The 17,910-nt window shown below is 66.6% G+C and carries 17 protein-coding genes; 11 read left to right on the plus strand and 6 right to left on the minus strand.

Annotated features, from left to right (window positions below):
• The first annotated feature begins 123 nt into the window (after positions 1-123).
• The 6 genes from ACO07I_RS21610 (at position 124) to ACO07I_RS21635 (ending at position 6,346) form a co-directional block, all read left to right on the plus strand.
• The gene (locus ACO07I_RS21610) at positions 124-882 is read left to right on the plus strand and encodes an ABC transporter ATP-binding protein (protein WP_422010978.1); all 759 of its coding nucleotides are present in this window, start codon (positions 124-126) and stop codon (positions 880-882) included.
• Positions 875-1,579, plus strand: a complete 705-nt coding sequence (locus ACO07I_RS21615; RefSeq protein WP_422010980.1) for an ABC transporter ATP-binding protein — start codon at positions 875-877, stop codon at positions 1,577-1,579. Before ACO07I_RS21610 ends, ACO07I_RS21615 begins: the two co-directional genes overlap by 8 nt.
• A gap of 7 nt (positions 1,580-1,586) precedes the next feature.
• The gene (locus ACO07I_RS21620; protein WP_422010982.1) at positions 1,587-2,468 is read left to right on the plus strand and encodes a branched-chain amino acid ABC transporter permease; all 882 of its coding nucleotides are present in this window, start codon (positions 1,587-1,589) and stop codon (positions 2,466-2,468) included.
• Positions 2,465-3,394 (plus strand): branched-chain amino acid ABC transporter permease, encoded by a 930-nt coding sequence (locus tag ACO07I_RS21625; protein ID WP_422010984.1) that lies wholly within the window; start codon positions 2,465-2,467, stop codon positions 3,392-3,394. The genes ACO07I_RS21620 and ACO07I_RS21625 overlap by 4 nt, the downstream gene beginning before the upstream one ends.
• A 76-nt stretch (positions 3,395-3,470) precedes the next feature.
• The gene (locus ACO07I_RS21630) at positions 3,471-4,205 is read left to right on the plus strand and encodes an RraA family protein (protein WP_422010986.1); all 735 of its coding nucleotides are present in this window, start codon (positions 3,471-3,473) and stop codon (positions 4,203-4,205) included.
• A 14-nt stretch (positions 4,206-4,219) separates the two neighbouring features.
• Positions 4,220-6,346 carry an adenylate/guanylate cyclase domain-containing protein gene (locus ACO07I_RS21635; protein WP_422010988.1) on the plus strand — a complete coding sequence of 709 codons (2,127 nt, stop codon included), beginning with the start codon at positions 4,220-4,222 and terminating at the stop codon, positions 6,344-6,346.
• Between the two features lie 4 nt (positions 6,347-6,350).
• Here ACO07I_RS21635 and ACO07I_RS21640 read toward each other — a convergent pair whose 3' ends face one another.
• From ACO07I_RS21640 to ACO07I_RS21650, 3 genes are all read right to left on the minus strand, one after another.
• Entirely contained in the window at positions 6,351-6,980 is a 630-nt protein-coding gene (locus ACO07I_RS21640; protein WP_422010990.1) for a MarC family protein, read from the minus strand.
• A gap of 186 nt (positions 6,981-7,166) precedes the next feature.
• A complete protein-coding gene (locus tag ACO07I_RS21645) occupies positions 7,167-8,276 on the minus strand; it encodes an efflux RND transporter periplasmic adaptor subunit (protein WP_422010992.1) in 1,110 nt (369 codons plus the stop codon).
• A 126-nt stretch (positions 8,277-8,402) separates the two neighbouring features.
• Positions 8,403-9,320, minus strand: coding sequence for a LysR substrate-binding domain-containing protein (locus tag ACO07I_RS21650; protein WP_422010994.1), 918 nt, complete (start codon positions 9,318-9,320; stop codon positions 8,403-8,405).
• Positions 9,321-9,427: 107 nt separating this feature from the next.
• Between ACO07I_RS21650 and ACO07I_RS21655 the strand changes: the two genes are divergently transcribed.
• Positions 9,428-9,751, plus strand: a complete 324-nt coding sequence (locus ACO07I_RS21655; protein ID WP_422010996.1) for a nuclear transport factor 2 family protein — start codon at positions 9,428-9,430, stop codon at positions 9,749-9,751.
• A complete protein-coding gene (locus tag ACO07I_RS21660) occupies positions 9,748-10,527 on the plus strand; it encodes an SDR family oxidoreductase (protein WP_422010998.1) in 780 nt (259 codons plus the stop codon). Before ACO07I_RS21655 ends, ACO07I_RS21660 begins: the two co-directional genes overlap by 4 nt.
• 12 nt (positions 10,528-10,539) lie before the next feature.
• On the opposite strand, the gene ACO07I_RS21665 is transcribed toward ACO07I_RS21660, so the two are convergent.
• Positions 10,540-11,019: a MarR family winged helix-turn-helix transcriptional regulator gene (locus tag ACO07I_RS21665; RefSeq protein ID WP_422011000.1), complete on the minus strand. Its 480-nt coding sequence runs from the start codon at positions 11,017-11,019 to the stop codon at positions 10,540-10,542.
• 156 nt (positions 11,020-11,175) lie between these two features.
• On the opposite strand from ACO07I_RS21665, the gene ACO07I_RS21670 reads away from it, so the two are divergent.
• From ACO07I_RS21670 to ACO07I_RS21680, 3 genes are all read left to right on the plus strand, one after another.
• Entirely contained in the window at positions 11,176-12,783 is a 1,608-nt protein-coding gene (locus ACO07I_RS21670) for a GMC family oxidoreductase (protein WP_422011002.1), read from the plus strand.
• Between the two features lie 176 nt (positions 12,784-12,959).
• Positions 12,960-15,170 carry a type I secretion system permease/ATPase gene (locus ACO07I_RS21675; RefSeq protein ID WP_422011004.1) on the plus strand — a complete coding sequence of 737 codons (2,211 nt, stop codon included), beginning with the start codon at positions 12,960-12,962 and terminating at the stop codon, positions 15,168-15,170.
• A 166-nt stretch (positions 15,171-15,336) separates the two neighbouring features.
• Positions 15,337-16,773, plus strand: a complete 1,437-nt coding sequence (locus ACO07I_RS21680; protein WP_422011006.1) for an HlyD family type I secretion periplasmic adaptor subunit — start codon at positions 15,337-15,339, stop codon at positions 16,771-16,773.
• Between the two features lie 23 nt (positions 16,774-16,796).
• Here the strand turns inward: ACO07I_RS21680 and ACO07I_RS21685 are convergent, their stop codons facing one another.
• Together ACO07I_RS21685 and ACO07I_RS21690 are read right to left on the minus strand one after the other, a co-directional pair.
• Entirely contained in the window at positions 16,797-17,048 is a 252-nt protein-coding gene (locus tag ACO07I_RS21685) for a phage tail assembly protein (protein WP_422011008.1), read from the minus strand.
• 481 nt (positions 17,049-17,529) lie between these two features.
• Positions 17,530-17,739: a hypothetical protein gene (locus ACO07I_RS21690; protein WP_422011010.1), complete on the minus strand. Its 210-nt coding sequence runs from the start codon at positions 17,737-17,739 to the stop codon at positions 17,530-17,532.
• Between the last annotated feature and the right edge of the window lie 171 nt (positions 17,740-17,910).

A 17,910-nucleotide genomic window follows, 5' to 3' on the forward strand; every position in this document is an offset into this window, starting at 1 on the left:
TTTTAATCCTCCCAATGTTTTTCCCCGTTTCTAGTGGTCGGAAATCTATCCATCTGTCGAACGCGACGCCAGTGCTGGACAGCGGCCCAAAGCTTCGATTTATTCGCGACACAGGGAGAGCCGATGGCCAACGAAGAAATAATTCTCGAGGCAACCGGGCTGACGAAGGAGTTCAAGGGCTTCGTCGCGGTCAAGAACGTCAATCTGCGTGTGAAACGACACACAATTCACGCGTTGATCGGGCCAAATGGCGCGGGCAAAACCACGTGCTTCAACCTGCTGACGCACTTTCTGTCGCCGACCGCGGGCCAGATTCACTTCAACGGACGCAACATCACCGGCAGTTCGCCGGCGGCGATCGCCCGCATGGGACTGGCCCGGTCCTTCCAGATCTCGGCGGTATTTCCCCATCTCAGTGTTCGTGAAAACGTGCGCGTCGCCCTGCAGCGCAAGCTCGGCATTTCCTTCCAGTTCTGGCGCTCCGAAAGCGTGCTGGCCCGGCTCGACGCGCGGGCGCTGGAGCTGGTGGAGGCCGTGGGCCTCGCGGAGTTCGCCGAGGCGCAGGCCGTCGACCTTCCCTATGGCCGCAAGCGGGCGCTGGAGATCGCCACGACCCTGGCCCTCGAGCCCGAGATGATGCTGCTCGACGAGCCGATGGCCGGCCTCGGCCAGGAAGACATCAAGCGCATCGCCGACCTGATCCGCACCGTTTCCAAGGATCGCACCGTCCTGATGGTCGAGCACAACATGTCCGTGGTCGCCGACCTGTCCGACACGATCACCGTGCTGGCGCGCGGCGAAGTGCTGGCCGAAGGGCCGTACGCCACGGTTTCCAAGCATCCCGCCGTCGTCGAGGCTTATGTCGGAACCGGTCATGGCTGAGACATTGTTGAAAGTTGCGGGCCTGCAGGCCTGGTACGGCGAGTCGCACATCCTGCACGGTGTCGATTTCGAGATTCGTCGCGGCGAGCTCGTCACGCTGCTGGGCCGCAACGGCGCCGGCAAGACGACGACCCTGCGGTCGATCATGGGCATCCTGGGCAAGCGCACCGGCTCGATTGCCTTCGAGGGCAAGGAGACGATCGGCATGCCGTCGGATCACATCGCGCGGCTGGGCATCGCCTACTGTCCGGAGGAGCGCGGGATCTTCTCGAGCCTGAACGTCGACGAGAACCTGCGCCTGCCGCCGGTGGTCAAGCCGGGCGGCCTGAGCATCGAGGAGATCTACAAGCTCTTCCCCAACCTGCTCGAGCGGCGCACCAGCCAGGGCACCAAACTGTCGGGCGGCGAGCAGCAGATGCTGGCCATCGGCCGCATCCTGCGCACCGGCGCCACCCTGCTGCTGCTCGACGAGCCGACCGAGGGCCTGGCCCCGGTCATCGTCCAGCGCATCGGCGAGATCATCCGTCAGCTCAAGAGCCGCGGCTTCACCATCCTGCTGGTCGAGCAGAACTTCCATTTCGCGGCCACCGTCGCGGACCGCCACTACGTCATGGAAGACGGTCGCGTGATCGACACGGTCGCCTCGAGCGACGTGCAGCAGAGCATCGGCAAGCTGCAAACCTATCTGGGGGTATGAGGCCGCCATGTTCGAACTTCTAGGCATTCCTCCCCAGGCGCTGTTCGGTCAGCTCCTGCTCGGCCTGATCAACGGCGCCTTCTACGCCATGCTGAGCCTCGGCCTCGCCGTGATCTTCGGCATGTTGAACGTCATCAACTTCACGCACGGTGCCCAGTACATGATGGGCGCCTTCGCGGCGTGGCTGCTGCTCGGCCTGCTCGACGTGCCGTTCTGGGCCTCGCTGGTGATCGCCCCGGTCATCGTCGGCCTGTTCGGCATCGTGCTCGAGAAGCTGATGCTGAAACGCATCTACCACCTCGACCATCTCTACGGCTTCCTGCTCACCTTCGGCCTCGCGCTGGTGATCGAAGGCCTCTTCCAGTGGAAGTGGGGCTCGTCCGGCGCGCCCTATCCCAACCCGATCCCGGGCGGCTTCAATCTCGGCTTCATGTTCCTGCCGACCTATCGCGCCTTCGTCGTGGTGGCGGCGCTCGTGATCTGCCTGGCCACCTGGTACGGCATCGAGCGCACCAAGCTCGGCGCCTACCTGCGGGCGGCGACCGAGAACCCGACGCTGGTCCGCGCCTTCGGCATCAACGTGCCGCGGCTGATCACGCTCACCTACGGGTTGGGCGTGGCGCTCGCGGCCCTGGCCGGCGTGCTCGCCGCGCCGATCCAGCAGGTCTCGGCCCTGATGGGCGTCAACCTCGTGCTGGTCGTCTTCGCGGTCGTGGTGATCGGCGGCATGGGCTCGATCATGGGCTCGATCGTCACCGGGTTCGGCCTCGGCCTCGTCGAGGGCCTGACCAAGGTCTTCTATCCGCCGGCTTCCAATACCGTGATCTTCGTCGTCATGGCACTCGTCCTGCTGGTCAAGCCGGCCGGCCTGTTCGGGCAGACCAAATGAACGCGCAACGCCTCCTCGTCGCCGTCCTGGCCGTCCTCGCGCTGGCCGCACCCTGGTTCGCCTATCCGGTGTTCCTGATGACGGCGCTGTGCTTCGCGCTGTTCGCCTGCGCCTTCAACCTGCTGCTCGGCTATGTCGGGCTGATGAGCTTCGGCCACGCCATGTTCTTCGGCACGGCAGGCTACTTCTTCGGCCATGTCGTGAAGGCCTGGGACATGCCGCCCGAACTCGGCCTGCTGGCCGGCGTCTGCGGCGCCGCGCTGGTCGGGCTGGTGACGGGCGCGCTGGCGATCCGCCGCCAGGGCATCTACTTCGCCATGATCACGCTGGCCTTCGCGCAGATGATCTACTTCTTCTGCGTCCAGGCGCCCTTCACGCACGGCGAGGACGGGCTGCAGGGCATTCCGCGCAAGGCGCTGCTGGGAGGGCTCATTCCGACCAAGGACGACCGCGTCCTCTATTACGTCGTGCTGGCCATCTTCGTATTCGGCTACTGCGCCATCTACAGGATCATCCATTCGCCGTTCGGTCAGGTGCTGAAGGCCATCCGCGACAACGAGCAGCGCGCGCAGTCGCTGGGCTACGAGGCCGACCGCTACAAGCTGCTGGCCTTCGCGCTCTCGGCGGCCCTGGCCGGACTCGCCGGATCGACCAAGGCCATGGTGCTGCAGTTCGCCACCCTGACGGACGTGAGCGCGGCTATGTCGGGCGAGGTCGTGCTGATGGCGCTCGTGGGCGGCCTGGGGACGATCGTCGGCCCGGTGGTCGGCGCCTTCATCATCATCACGATGCAGAACTACCTCGCCGCCACCGGCGAGTTCGTACTGGTGATCCAGGGCGCGATCTTCGTGGTCATCGTGCTCGCCTTCCGCAAGGGCGTGGTCGGCGAACTCGCGGAATGGTGGAAGCGGCGACAGGCCCGCTGAGCGAAGGGGCGGGGGCTTGCCCGCCGCCGTCATTCGCGCGAAGAACGAGCCCGTATTTCAGGGGGAAACCGCCGACATGACCGAGCTTTCCGAAGACCAGCTGTTCGCCGAGCTGCGCAAGATCGACACGCCGACCATCACCAACGTGGTCGCGACCTATCCGAAGAATCCCCTTTGCCTCGGCCTCTACAATCCCTGGACCGAGAACTGGTACACCGACACGTCGATCCGCTGCATGTACCCGGAGATGGGGGCCATCATCGGCTATGCCGTGACCTGCGTGTACGGCCTGCCCGATCCGAACTTCGCCGGCCGGCTCAACTTCATGGACGTCGTCGATGCGCTCGACGCCATGAAGAAGCCGACCATCCTGGTCATCCAGCAGAAGTGGCCGCCCGAGCTTATGAACAAGGCAGGCCTCGCCGGCGAGATGATGGCGACCTCGATGCAGGCGGTCGGCTGCGTCGGCATGCTGTCGAACGGCCCGTCGCGCGATGTCGACGCGATCCGGCGCATGAAGTTCCAGATGCTGCTGGGCGGCGTCACGGCCGGCCATGGCGAGATGGCGGTACAGTCGGTAAATGCGCCCGTGTCGGTCGGCGGCATGGACGTGGCGCCGGGCGAGCTGATCCACATGGACGAGAACGGTGCGGTCAAGTTCCCCGCCCAGCACGCGCGCGCGGTGCTGACGAACGCCCAGGCGATGCTGGCCGATGAGGCCGAGAAGCTCGAGAAGATGCGCAAGGCCAAGACGGCGGCCGAAATCCGGGCGATCAACTCCGGCGGCACCTACGGAGCGAAGAAGGGATAGGGGGGCACTCCCCGATGACGGAGATCGTCGCCGAGCCACGGCCCGTCCGCTGGGGCCTGGCGGCCAAGCTGTTTGCGATCCTGCTGCTGCTGGGCGCGGTCGCGGTCATGATCACCGGCGTCCTCGGCTACATCCGGGCGCGCGAGGCGCTGGAGCGGGCGATCTTCGCCCAGCTCACCGCGGCACGCGAGACCAAGGCCCATCAGGTCGAGTCCTATTTCCGGACCGTGCGGAACGAGGTGCGCCTGCTCGCGGCCTCGAAGATGGTCGTCGACGCCACTCGCGGCTTTCGCGAGGCCGTCGATGAACTCGACGGCAAGGAGGTGCCCGCGGACGTCAAACAGGCCGTGCACGCCTGGTACGATACGCAGTACATGCCGATGGTGCGCAAGCTGCTCGGCAAGGACGTGAGCGCGGAAGAGTTCATGCCGATGACGCCTGCGCCGTACTTCCTTCAGGACCTCTACATCGTCAAGAATCCCCATCCCGAGGGGCGGCGCGACCTGCTCGACAACCCGCGCGACGGCAGCGCCTACAGCAAGGTCCACGCGGTCTATCACCCGCTCATGCGCACGGCCGGCGCCACCCTGGGCTTCCAGGATTTCATGATCGTCGACCCGCGAAGCGGGCGGCTGATCTATACCGTCGACAAGGATCCGGATTTCGCGACGTCGCTGCGCGCCGGACCCTATCGCCATTCCAACCTGGCGGCCGCGGCGGCGCGTTGCGCGACGTCCCCCGATCCGTCGGCGACCTGCCTCGAGGATTTCTCCGCCTACCTGCCCGCGGGCGGCGTGCCCTCGGCCTTCATGGCGGCACCGGTGATCGAACAGGGCGTGGTGACCGGCGTGCTGGTCGCCGAACTCGCCATCGAGGAGATCGATGCCATCGTCACCGGCGGGCGGCGCTGGCGCAACGAGGGCTTCGGAACCACCGGCGAGGCCTATCTGGTCGGCCCGGATTTCCTCGTCCGCTCGAGCGGTCGCAACTATTTCGAGAATGCCGAGCGCTATTTCTCCGAGCTGAAGGCGGGCGGCGCCTCCGAGGAGGAGCTTGCCGCCATCAAGCGATATGGTTCGCCGATCCTTCACCAGCATGCCGACACGTCCGCGACCCGGGCGGCGATCGGCGGTGTCGAGGGGGTCGGCGAGGTCGTCGGTTATCGCGGCTTGCCGACGCTTGCCTCATGGGGGCCGATCCGCATCCCCGGCGTGAAGTGGGGCATCGTTGCCAAGATCGACGCTGACGAGGCCTTCGCGCCGGTCTACCGTCTGGAGCGCGATCTCCTGATCGTGGGCGCGATCGCCTTCTTCGTGGTGATCGTGACCGGTGCCTGGCTCTCGCGGTCGCTGCTCGGTCCGTTGCGGGAACTCACCTCGGGGGTGCGCCGCTTCGCGGCCGGCGACCACGACGCCCACGTGACCGTGCGGACGCGCGACGAGATCGGCCAGCTCTGCCTCGCCTTCAATGGCATGATCGACGACATCAACCAGAAGAACGTCGTGATCGAATCGAAGAACCGCGAAAACGAGGAGCTGCTTCTGAACGTGCTGCCGGCGCCGATCGCCAATCGCCTGCGCGGTGGCGAGAAGGGGATCGCCGACGGCTTCGCGGAAGTGACGGTCGCCTTCGCCGACCTCGTGGGGTTCACCCAACTGTCGTCGGAAATGCCGCCGTCCGAGGTCGTCACCCTGCTGAATGGCCTGTTCACCCGCTTCGATGTCGCGGCGAGCGAGCTTGGCATCGAGAAGATCAAGACCGTGGGCGACGCCTACATGGCGGTGTGCGGCCTGCCGGTCCCGGTGCCCAACCATGCCGAACGCATGGTGCGCATGGCGATCCGCATGGTCCACATCACGCGCGAGCACGCGATGGAGCACGGCGTGTCGATGAAGCTGCGCGTCGGCATCAACAGCGGTCCGGTGGTGGCCGGCGTGATCGGCAAGAGCAAGTACATCTATGATCTGTGGGGCGACACGGTGAACCTGGCGAGCCGCATGGAATCGGGCGGCATTCCCGATTCGGTGCAGGTCACGCGGCCGGTCTACGAGAAGCTCAAGGATCAGTTCGTCTTCGAGGCGCGCGGTGAACTCGAGGTCAAGGGCAAGGGCAAAGTCGAGGCCTGGGTGTTGAGGCTCTGAGCCATCAGCCGAGGCCGAAGCTCAGCTTGATGGCGATGACGAGGCCGGTGACGGCGATGCTCGAGAGGATGAGACCGAAGACGCGGCTCACGATCTCGATGCCCGGCTTGCCGAGCAGGCGGAACAGGGTGCCCGCCAACGCATAGGCCGCGAAGAGAAGGCAGAGGCAGAGCGCCAGGATCGCCGTGGTCGTCACCTGCTCGCCGAGAGAGCGGACCTTGTTGTCGGTCAGCATGACGACCGTGAGGATCGCGCCCGCGCCGGCGATGCCGGGGACGGCGAGGGGGAAGACCGCCCGTTGAAACGGCGTCGCGTCGGCAGGCATGGCCGCCGCCTCCTCGCCCACCTTGCCGAGGACCATCTTGAGCCCGAACAGCAGGAGGATCAGCGACCCTGCGAGTTGAAACGAGGACATCGGGATATGGAGGGCCGCCAGGAGCGGCCGGCCGACCACGATGAAGAAGAGCATGATCAGGAACGCGACACCCACTGCATAGGCCGCGACCAGCAAGGCCTGGCGCCGCGGCAGTCCGGCCGTGACCATGAGGAAGATCGGTACTGTCGCAACCGGGTCGAGGATCACGAACAGGGTGACGAACTCGTAGAAGAAATCATTGAGGAATGTCGGAGCCACCGGGTGCCCTTTGCTGTTGCCGCTCGGGAAAGACGGCGCTGCCGCCGGCATCGGAACGACGGTCGCTGCCCCTGAAGGCGGCTCTCGTCTCCACCGGACGAATCGCTCGCAACGCAGGCAGCGATCCTAGGTCACACGCCTGCGATCCCGAAGCGCAAAAGCGCCAACGCCTGCTTCACCGTCGGCTCACTCCGGCGGCCTGCGTGGTGATGGACCCGCAACGATGGCAACGCGGCTACCCTCCGCCAGCTGGTCCTGCCCGTCGGTCACGATCACGTCGCCGGGACGCAGCCCCTCGCGGACGACGACGAATTCATCGGCGACCGTTCCGAGGGCGATCGGGCGAACGTGGGCCGTCCCGCTCTGCGTGACGATGTAGGTATAGTAGCCCGCGGGGGATCGCCGGACGGCGGCCATCGGGATGGCAAGTGCGGTGCGGGTACCGTCGCCGCGGAGCTGCACCTCTACCCGCATGCCGGGCGACAGGGCGTGATCGGGATTCGGAAACATGGCCACCAGCTCGTCGCCATCCGGGCTCTCTCGGTTCTTTTGATTGTCGCGCAGCAAACGACCTTCGGCGAGAGGGGTGAGCTTGTCATGGCCGTAGGCCTCGACCGCGAGGCTGCCCTTGAGCAGCTTCTCCCGGACGGCGCGCGCGATCGTTTGCGGCAGTGTGAACACCACGGACATGGGCTCGGTGCGGCTGATGACGACGATGCCCGTCTCGTCGTCAGGCTGAACCATGTCTCCCACACGCCGGAGCGCGCCGCCCACGGTGCCCGAAGTGGGGGCACGAATGTCGGTGGCGTCCCGCGCCGCGCGAGCCCTCGATACGCGGGTTTCGTCGGCTTCCGTCGCCTGCTCGAGCCGGCGCACGAGGGTCTTTTGCCCGCCCGCCGTTTCCGCACGCGCTTGATCGCGGTCGCGAATTGCGATGTCCCTGTCCAGTCGTGCCTGGGCGGCGCGCGAGTCCACGCGCGCGAGCAGGTCGCCTGCCACCACCCGTTGGCCCGCCGTGAAGTCGATCTCCGTGAGTTTGCCGCCGACTGCGCTCCGAACGACGGTGGTCCTGCTGGCGACGGCCGTGCCGACGCTCCGCAGATGGATTGGAACGGTGCGCTCCGCCGCCGCCGCCGTGATGACGGGCATCAGGGTCCCGCCGGGTCCCCCGGCCTGTGGGCTCGGCGCTTGCGCGCGGGTTGGGCCCGTCATGACGAGCGCGCCGGCAACAGCGAGCGCTGCGACCCGCATCGCGCGTGTCTTGCGTTCGAAGGGGCGGAGATAGTCCAGACACATGGTGCGGCCTCCCGGTATCAGGGTGAAGCTGCGTACCGCGTTCAGCGATCGGATGTGCATCGCCCGTAGGGTTGGCTGTCCTGCGCATTCGTTTGGCCGGCCCATACCTTGGTTTAATGCGGGCGATCAGCCCGCTTCGCGCCGCTTCTTCGTCCGGCCGAGGTCGCGGGCCAGCGCGATGAAGGCCTTGAGGGCGGCTGAGGGATTGCGCCGGCCGGGATAGTAGAGGCAGAGGTCGGCGATGGGCGGCGTCCAGTCGTCGAGCACGCGGATGAGGCGTCGGGCTTCGATATCGTCGCGCACGTCCTGCTCGAGGAAGAAGCCGATCCCGAGACCTTCCAGCACCGCGACGCGCGCGAGACTCGCTTCATCCAGGGTCAGCGGACCCGTAACGTCGATCTGGGCCGTCTCCCCGCGCTTCTCGAAGTGCCAGCGGAACAAAGCCCCATTCGGCAGACGGGTCCGGATGCATCGATGCGCGGCGAGATCGGTCGGCGCGTGCGGTTTCCCATGCTGCTCGAAATAGGCGGGTGAGGCGACGACCGCGTGACGCTGGGGCCGGCCGAGGGGCACGGCGATCATGTCGGCAGGTACGAGGTCCGCCCGGCGCAGGCCGAGATCGAAGCCATCGGCGACGATGTCGACCAGCCGGCCCTCGGTCACGAGATCCACATGCACGTCGGGATGCCGGCGCAGGAACGCGAGAACCAGGGGCGAGATGATCTCGCGCGCCCCGGAGGCGAAGGCGTTGATGCGCAGCGTTCCGGACGGGGTTGCCTGTTGTGACCGGACCGCATCGAGGGCGCCGTGAATGTCCCGTAAGGCCGGGCTCACCTGTTCGACGAAGGCGCGGCCCGCATCGGTCAGGGAAACGCTGCGCGTCGTCCTGTTGAACAGGCGCACGCCCACGCGCGCCTCCAGCTTCGCGACGGCATTGCTCAGCCCCGTCGTCGACATGCCGAGCCCCTGCGCGGCGGCGCGGAAAGATCCGGTGCGCGCGATTGCGACCACGGCGTCGAGTTCATTGAGCAGCAGGCGGGACATACGATTATCCGTGATAACGGGACAAGACGTCCCGCGTTGTCCCTCTTATCGGGATGCCTGTCCACGCGTACATCGGAGGCCGCGGACACATTCAGGAGGAAAAGATCATGAAGCTGCCAGCGCCCCTGGAGACTTACTTCGCGGCCGACAAAGCCGGCGGCGACGCCGCGCCGCTCTCCGCCTTTGCGCCCGATGGCGTCGTGACGGACGAAGGCCGCACACATGTCGGTCACGATGCCATCGCAGCCTGGTGGCGCGCCGCCAAGGCGCAGTACGGCCACACGGCCGAGCCGTGCGAGGTCTCGGAGGAGCAGGGACTGACCGTGGTCCGCGCCCGCGTGACCGGGCGCTTTCCGGGCAGCCCGGCGATGCTGACGTTCGCCTTCCGGATCGCCGGGGGACAGATCGCGGCGTTGAGGATCGGCGCATGAGGGGCTTTCTCGATCTCGAAGGCAGGACCGCCCTGGTGACGTCGGGGACACGCGGCGCCGGCGCGGCGACGGTCGCGCTCCTGCGGGCCCTCGGCGCGCGTGTCCTCACGACGGCGCGATCGCGCCCCGAGGCGTTGCCCGCATCCGAGTTCGTCGCCGCGGATCTCACCACGGCCAAGGGCTGCGCCGACCTGGCCGAGGCGGCGCGCGACCGGCTGGGCGACATCGATATCCTCGTCCACATGCTCGGCGGTTCCTCGGCGCCGGCCGGTGGTTTCGCGGCGCTGGACGACGCAGAGTGGACCAGGGAGCTCGAGCTCAATCTGATGCCGGCCGTGCGGCTGGATCGCGCCCTCGTACCCGGGATGGTGGAGCGGGGCCGCGGCGTCGTCATCCATGTCGGCTCGATCCAGAGCCGGCTGCCGCTGCCGGACTCGACGACCGCCTATGCCGCCGCCAAGGCGGCGCTCTCCACCTACAGCAAGAGCCTCTCCAAAGAGGTCTCGCCCCGGGGCGTGCGCGTCGTGCGCGTGCAGCCGGGCTGGATCGAGACCGAAGCCGCCGTCCGGCTTACGGAGCGGATCGCGAGCGACGCCGGCGTCGACCGCGCGGGCGGCCGGGCGATCATCATGAAGGCGCTGGGCGGCATTCCCATCGGCCGGCCCTCGGCTCCGGAGGAGGTCGCGAACCTCATCGCCTTCCTCGCCTCGGACCGCGCCGCAACCATCACCGGCGCGGAGTACGTCATCGATGGCGGCACGATTCCGACCACATGACGACGAGCGATGCTATCGGCCCGAGAGGTTCCAGCCGCCGATCCTGGCGTAGATCGCGTCGCGCAGCCGCCGGACGTGCGTATTGAGGGCCGCCAGTCGCGGCGCCGTCTCGCCGGAAACCGAGAGCAGGGCTTCGCCCAGGCAGCCCGCCCTGGTTCGCAACGCATCGCCCTGTTCCGTCAGCTCCACGAGGACCTGACGCTCGTTCTCCGGATTGCGGGTCCGGCGTACAAGTCCGGCTTCTTCGAGTCGTTTCAGCAGCGGCGTCAGCGTGCTGGACTCGAGTCCGAGATGGTCGGCGATCGCGCCGACGGCCCGGCGGTCTTCGACCCACAGCACGTTGAGCACGAGGTACTGGGGATAGGTCAGCCCCAGCCCGTCCAGGAGGGGCTTGTAGGCGCGCTGGATCGCCATGTTGGCGGAATAGATCGAATAGCAGAGCTGATCCTCGAGAGGGACCGGCGCACCGGTCCCGTTCTTCCCCTTCTTCACCATCGCCTCCTGTCCTCTGCCGGGCTGTGGCCGCGGGCTGAGCCGGCAAAAATATATCGCGATAATTATCGCGATTGACAAGCCCGGCGGTCGACACCAGCTAAGGGATATCGCGATAAATAATATCGTGATATTATAACCCAAGGAGCCCGACTCATGAACGACCATCCTGTTTCAGACTTCGCCCGGCGCGGGCGGGAGAACCAGGCGCGGCTGACGGCGTCGCTTCGGCCCGGCTACGACTTCATCGTCTGCGGCGCCGGATCTTCCGGATCCGTGATCGCGCGGCGGCTGGCCGAGAATGCCGACGTCCAGGTCCTGCTGCTCGAGGCGGGCGGCAGCGACGATGCCGAAGCCGTGCTCAACCCGGCCCTGTGGCCCACCAATCTCGGCGGCGAACGCGACTGGGGCTTCCGGGCCGACCCCAACCCTCATCTCAACGGCCGCGAGATCCCGATGTCGATGGGCAGGGGGCTGGGCGGCGGCTCGAGCATCAACGTGATGGTGTGGGCCCGCGGACATAGGAGCGACTGGGAGTTCTTCGCCTCGGAGGCGGGCGATCCGCGCTGGGGCTACGAGAACGTGCTCGGCCTCTATCGCCGGATCGAGGACTGGAAGGGTAATCCCGACCCCACGTATCGCGGCACGGGAGGGCCGGTCTGGGTGCAGCCCGCGGCCTCGCCGAGCCCGCTCGCGCTCGCGATGCTCGACGCCGCGCGCGAACTCGACATCCCCGTGTTCGACCATCCCAACGGGCGCATGATGGAGCAGGAGGGCGGTGCGGCGATCACCGACATGCTGGTGCGCGACGGGCGGCGCCAGTCGCTGTACCGCGCCTATGTCCATCCGTGGCTCGATCGCCCGAACCTGACGGTGCTCACCGACGCGCTCGTGCAGCGAGTGGTCTTCCAGGGCACGCGGGCGGTCGGGGTCGAACTCCTGCACGGGGGGCGGACCATGACCATCGGCGCGCGGACCGAAGTCGTGCTGTCGCTCGGTGCGATTCAGACACCCAAGGTCCTGATGCATTCCGGCATCGGCGAGCGTCGCGAGCTGGAGCGCTTCGGCATCCCGGTCGTGCAGAACCTGCCGGGCGTCGGGGGCAACCTGCAGGACCATGTGTCCTTCGGCTGTACCTGGGCCTTGTCGGAGCCTCTGGCGCCCCGCAACAGCGGCAGCGAAGCGACGATGTACTGGAAGAGCCGGCCCGACCTCGACGCGCCCGATCTGCTGTTCTGCCAGGTCGAGTTTCCGGTGCCGAGCGAACGCACGGCGTTGCGCGGCGTGCCGGCCCACGGCTGGACGATGTTCGCAGGCCTCGCCCACCCCGAGAGCCGGGGACGCCTGCGTCTGCAGAGTGCGGATCCGGCTGCGGCGCTGGCGATCGACGCGAACTTCCTGTCGGACGCCAGGGACATGACGGCGGCCTCGTCCTGTATCGAGCTCTGCCGCGCCCTGGGCAACGCGCAGGCCTTCCGTCCCTTCGTCACCAGCGAAGCCATGCCGGGCGACGTGAAGGGCGAGGATCTCGACGCCTACATCCGCGACGCGGCCGTTACCTACTGGCACCAGAGCGGCACCGCCCGGATGGGGCGGGACGACATGTCGGTCGTGGACGCGACGCTGCGTGTCTACGGCGTCAGCGGGCTGCGGGTGGCCGACGGCTCGATCATGCCGCGGGTCACCACCGGCAACACCCAGGCCCCCTGCGCCATCATCGGCGAACGCGCCGCCGAGATGATGCGGGAGGACCACGGTCTCTGATCGGCCGCTGTGCCGGGGCCCTGCGGGGCCCCGGTCATTGCGTTGCTAGCGCAAGTTGTGCGGATGTGCAAAACAGTCTCTGAGTTGTGCGAGAAGCTTGCTGGCAGCTTGCAACCCGCGCGTCCTACAGTCCGGCCACAAATTGGACACAGAGTCCTTTGGGGTTTTCGGCGCGTATGGCTCAGGAGCAGAGCGCGAATGGGGACGAGGCAATAGACGAAGGCCTGCTGGCCTTCGTCGTGCTGCTGCGTTTCCTGGGAAAACCCGCCGATCCGGCCCAGCTACGGCATCAATTCGCCCCCGATGGCGAGCGGTTCACGGTCGAACACATTCTCCGTGCCGCCAAGCGGCTGGAGGTCAAGGCCCGGCGCGAACGTTCGACACCCGACAGACTGGAGAAGGCGGCACTACCGGCGATTGCCATCCTGAAGGACGGCAGCTTCGCGCTGCTGGCGCGCGCGGCGCCGGACCGGGTCCTGCTGCAGGATCTCGCTGCCAACCGGCCCGTCATCGAACAGAGGGCGGTGTTCGAGGCCCGCTGGTCGGGCGAACTGATCCTGATGACCACGCGCGAGCGATCGGTCGGCGCCAGCCGGCCTTTCGACCTCACCTGGTTCATCCCCTCGATCGTGCGCTTCCGCAGCCTGCTGGGCGAAGCGCTGGTCGGCTCGCTGTTCCTGCAGCTCTTCGCCCTGATCACGCCGCTCTTCACCCAGGTCGTGATCGACAAGGTGCTGGTCCACAAGGGCTGGAGCACGCTCGACGTGCTGGTCTTCGGCCTGGTGGTGATCTCGGTCTTCGAGGTCGTGCTGGGCGGCCTGCGCGCCTGGGTGCTGGCCCACACGACCAATCGCATCGACGTCGAGCTGGGCGCCCGTCTGTTCCGCCACATGGTCAGCCTGCCGCTGGCCTATTTCGGCGTGCGCCGGGTGGGCGATTCGGTGGCCCGCGTGCGCGAGCTGGAGAACATCCGCCAGTTCCTGACCGGACAGGCGCTGACCGTCGGCCTCGACGTCGCCTTCGCCTCGATCTTCGTGGTGGTGATGTGGCTCTACAGCTGGCAGCTCACGGTGATGGTGCTGGTGGCCATCCCGATCTGGGCGCTGATCGTGATGGTCGCCACGCCGGTCTGGCGCCGGCGCCTCGACGAGAAGTTCGACCGCGGCGCCGAGAACCAGGCCTTCCTGGTCGAGAGCGTCACCGGCATCGAGACGCTGAAGGCGATGGCCATCGAGCCGCAGATGCAGCGCCGCTGGGAGGACAAGCTGGCGGCCTATGTCGGCGCCAGCTTCCGGGTGGCCAAACTGGGCATCGTCGCCAGCCATGCCATCGACCTGGTGGGCAAGCTCCTGACCGCGGCGGTGCTGTGGGTCGGCGCCGGGCTGGTGATCGAGGGCAAGCTCACCGTGGGCGAGCTGGTGGCCGTCAACATGCTGCTCGGCCGGGTCACTGGGCCGATCCTGCGGCTGGCCCAGATCTGGCAGGAATTCCAGCAGATCCGCGTCTCGGTGGCGCGCCTCGGCGACATTCTGAACGCCCCGCCCGAGCCCAGCTACAATCCCAATCGCGCCACGCCGCCGCGCATCGAGGGCAAGGTCAGCTTCGATCACGTGAGCTTCCGCTACCAGCCCAACGGCCGCGACGTGCTGCAGGACATCCAGCTGGAAGTGCCGGCCGGCCAGGTGCTGGGCATCGTCGGCCGCTCCGGCTCGGGCAAGAGCACGCTGACCCGCCTGGTCCAGCGCCTGTTCGTGCCCACCCAGGGGCGGGTGATGATCGACGGCGTCGACCTCGCCCTGGTCGAGACCTCGTGGCTGCGCCGCCAGATCGGCGTCGTGCTGCAGGAGAACCTGCTGTTCAACCGCTCGGTGCGCGAGAATATCGCCCTGGTCGACCCCGCCGCGCCGATGGAGGCGGTGATCCGGGCGGCCCAGATGGCCGGCGCCCACGAATTCATCCTGGAGCTGCCCGAGGGCTACGACACGCTGATCGACGAGCGCGGCGCCAACCTCTCGGGCGGCCAGCGCCAGCGGCTGGCGATCGCCCGCGCCCTGATCTCCGATCCGCGCATCCTGATCTTCGACGAGGCGACCAGCGCGCTCGACGCCGAGTCCGAGGAGATCATCCAGCGCAACATGCAGGCGATCGTGCGCGGCCGCACCGTGATCATCATCGCCCATCGCCTCTCGGCCGTGCGCGTCGCCCATCGCATCGTGGCCATGGACAAGGGCCGCATCGTCGAGGAGGGCACGCACGCCGAGCTGCTGCTGAAGGGCGGCCGCTACGCCGACCTGTGGCGCCGCCAGGTCGGCGAGCCGCCGGCCGCGCCCCCTCACGCCCCACGCCCCGCCGTCGGCCTCACCCCCGTCCTCGGGGGACAGTCATGAGCCAGTCTCATCTCTGCCCCCGCCTCGCGGGGGAAGTGCCCCCGCAGGGGGCGAAGGGGGAAGGCCGCGGATATGGCCGGGCCACCTCTTGTGAGGCTCTCCCCCTCCGGCGCTGCGCGCCACCTCCCCCGATGCGGGGGAGGGTAAGAGTCTGGAGGACGCCGTCATGACCGGCGCCACCGCGTCCCAGGCCCCGCTCCGCGTGGGCTTCTTCTCAGGCCTCGCGCGGCACTGGACGATCTGGCGCGAGGCCTGGTCGGCTGAGAACCGGCGGCCCAAGCGCGACCTCCGCGCGGCCGAGCGCGAGTTCCTGCCGGCGGCGGTCGAGATCATGGAACACCCGGCCTCGCCGCTGGGGCGGGCGCTGATCTGGACGCTCTGCGGCTTCTTCACCATCGCCGTCGCCTGGTCGATCGTCGGCCATATCGACATCGTCGCGGTCGCCCAGGGCAGGGTGGTGCCGCAGGGCCGCACCAAGGTCGTGCAGCCGCTCGAGATGGGCGTGATCCGCGGCATCCATGTGAAGGACGGCGACCATGTAAAGGCGGGCCAGCCGCTGATCGACCTCGATCCGACCGACGCCACGGCCGACTACGACCGCATGGAGCGCGAGCGCGTGGCCCGCTCCCTCGACATCGCCCGGCTCGACTCGCTGCTGGGCGGCGGCCCGTCGGAACTGGCCTTCGTCTTCCCGGGCCAGATCGATCCGATCCTGCTGGAATCCGCCCGCCGCCTGATGGTGGCGCAGTGGCAGGAGCGCACCGCGAAGCTGGCCGCCCTCGACGGCGAGATCGAGCGCCGCCGCGCCGAGCTGCGGGGCACCGCGACCGACATCGAGCGCTTCCAGGCCACCATTCCCCTGATGCGCGACCGCAGCGACACGTTGAGCGGCCTCGCCCTGCAGGGCTTCGGCTCGCGGCTGAAGGCCTCCGAGACGCAGCAGCAGCTGATCGAATCGGAAAAGGGCCTGCTGGGGGCCCTCGACAAGCAGCGCCAGGCCGAGGCAGCGCTGGGCGCCGCCCTGCAGCAGCGCCAGCAGGTCGAGCGCGAGAGCGAGAGCGTCTGGCGCAAGGAGCGCGCCGAGGCGACCGAGAAGCGCGCCGCCGCCGAGCAGGAGATCCTGAAGGCCCGCAAGCGCCGCGACCTGCAGACGCTCACCGCGCCGATCGACGGCACCGTGACCAACCTTGCCGCCTGGACGGTGGGCGGCGTGGTGAAGCCCGGCGACACGCTGCTGAACGTGGTGCCGCTCTCGGCGACGCCCGAGATCGAGGCGATGGTGCTGAACAAGGACATCGGCTTCGTGCTGGCGGGCCAGAAGGTCAGCGTGAAGTTCGACGCCTTCCCCTTCACCCGCTACGGCACGGTCGAGGGCGAGGTGATCGATGTCTCGCGCGACGCCAACAAGGACGAGAAGCTGGGCCTGATCTACCCGGTCCGCGTGCGCCTCGAGGCTGCCGACATGAACATCGACGGCAAGAAGGTCGCGATCGCCCCCGGTATGGCGGTCAATGCCGAGATCATCACCGGCGACCGCCGCGTGATCGACTACGTGCTGTCGCCGATCCTGCGCTACCGCGCCGAAAGCGCGAGGGAGCGGTAATGATGAACCACTCCCTCAACCCTTCAGTTCTTCATGTATTCGGCGAGCTTACGCTGCAGCGCCATGTAGTCTCGCATGTCGAGTTGCTCGACGGCGGCGCGGGGGAGGCCAGTGAGAACGGCGATGAGGTTCAGTTCGCGCTCCGGTTCATTGGCCGAAACCTTTTGCGCCGCCAGCATGTCGGCGACGATCGGTCGACGAATCTTGAGGGTCGTAATCTTCTTCCCTTCATGGTCGAGAGGATGACTCAGGGTGATGTTGTTCGAATCAGTCATCGGATTTCATTCCTGAACGAGAAGCTGCGAGAAAACTCGGCACGAAAATGTGCCTTGGTTGAACCAAACATAACTGGCTCTCAAGAAAATACCGTACGGAAGTGCGTTGATCTTATCAAGTTGGGTAATGGTCAGTCCCGACTTAGAGGTGCTAGTAACCATACTGAACTCGACCAAAAAGCCAATTTTGACAAAGTGTGGCGCCGAAACGCTGATTCGGAGTGTGTCGCGTGATTCCATCGAAAGACAGATTCAAGTCGCCGCCCATGGCGACTTTCAAGTTAGGCGAACTCTTTGCATTTGGTGGAGTGGTTCCGCTATGTCTCTTGCTTGCAATTGCTCTTCACCTCACTCCGTTGAATGACGCATTGCAATCTTCGATAGCAGTAGCTTTCAGGGTTTGGTGCTCCTTTGGTGTCCCAACTTCGATGTGCGCCCTGCCGCATGAGCCATCCGAGTACGTGGCTCTGCATAAAGCTCTTTACTTATATTTCATCTTCGCTTCTGCATATCTGGGGGTGGCAATACTGATTTTGCCATATTCCAAAGGGCCGCTCGCCGTCTTGCGCGGTAGTACAGCTTTTCGCGCCGGATTGCCGGTTGTATCGCTCGCGCTATGGTTGTTCGTGTTCTGCGGAGGATTGGTGAGCATGCGGCGATTCCCTCCATTCACTGTGATCGGCATCTTCATTTCGTGCATCTTCATCGGGACAACGCTGATCTTCTATAGGTCGTCTCTCGTGTACCTCAGATTCGGTCGTGGATCTCCGGATCCTTGACTGCGTGTTCATTGCGTTAAGCGTGACTTGGTTTAGCGAAGTCTATTGAACTCCATGACTGTCTGGTTGCCTTGAAGAAGGGA

Origin of the sequence: Reyranella sp., from assembly GCF_965227665.1 — a bacterium.
GTDB lineage: Bacteria > Pseudomonadota > Alphaproteobacteria > Reyranellales > Reyranellaceae > Reyranella.

Bases quoted from the DNA above. Each gene is read 5' to 3' on its own strand.
- ACO07I_RS21610 (WP_422010978.1), top strand. From the start codon at position 124: ATGGCCAACGAAGAAATAATTCTCGAGGCAACCGGGCTGACGAAGGAG.
- ACO07I_RS21615 (WP_422010980.1), top strand. From the start codon at position 875: ATGGCTGAGACATTGTTGAAAGTTGCGGGCCTGCAGGCCTGGTACGGC.
- ACO07I_RS21620 (WP_422010982.1), top strand. From the start codon at position 1,587: ATGTTCGAACTTCTAGGCATTCCTCCCCAGGCGCTGTTCGGTCAGCTC.
- ACO07I_RS21625 (WP_422010984.1), top strand. From the start codon at position 2,465: ATGAACGCGCAACGCCTCCTCGTCGCCGTCCTGGCCGTCCTCGCGCTG.
- ACO07I_RS21630 (WP_422010986.1), top strand. From the start codon at position 3,471: ATGACCGAGCTTTCCGAAGACCAGCTGTTCGCCGAGCTGCGCAAGATC.
- ACO07I_RS21635 (WP_422010988.1), top strand. From the start codon at position 4,220: ATGACGGAGATCGTCGCCGAGCCACGGCCCGTCCGCTGGGGCCTGGCG.
- ACO07I_RS21645 (WP_422010992.1), bottom strand. From the start codon at position 8,276: ATGTGTCTGGACTATCTCCGCCCCTTCGAACGCAAGACACGCGCGATG.
- ACO07I_RS21650 (WP_422010994.1), bottom strand. From the start codon at position 9,320: ATGTCCCGCCTGCTGCTCAATGAACTCGACGCCGTGGTCGCAATCGCG.
- ACO07I_RS21655 (WP_422010996.1), top strand. From the start codon at position 9,428: ATGAAGCTGCCAGCGCCCCTGGAGACTTACTTCGCGGCCGACAAAGCC.
- ACO07I_RS21660 (WP_422010998.1), top strand. From the start codon at position 9,748: ATGAGGGGCTTTCTCGATCTCGAAGGCAGGACCGCCCTGGTGACGTCG.
- ACO07I_RS21670 (WP_422011002.1), top strand. From the start codon at position 11,176: ATGAACGACCATCCTGTTTCAGACTTCGCCCGGCGCGGGCGGGAGAAC.
- ACO07I_RS21675 (WP_422011004.1), top strand. From the start codon at position 12,960: ATGGCTCAGGAGCAGAGCGCGAATGGGGACGAGGCAATAGACGAAGGC.
- ACO07I_RS21680 (WP_422011006.1), top strand. From the start codon at position 15,337: ATGACCGGCGCCACCGCGTCCCAGGCCCCGCTCCGCGTGGGCTTCTTC.
- ACO07I_RS21685 (WP_422011008.1), bottom strand. From the start codon at position 17,048: ATGACTGATTCGAACAACATCACCCTGAGTCATCCTCTCGACCATGAA.
- ACO07I_RS21690 (WP_422011010.1), bottom strand. From the start codon at position 17,739: ATGAAGATGCCGATCACAGTGAATGGAGGGAATCGCCGCATGCTCACC.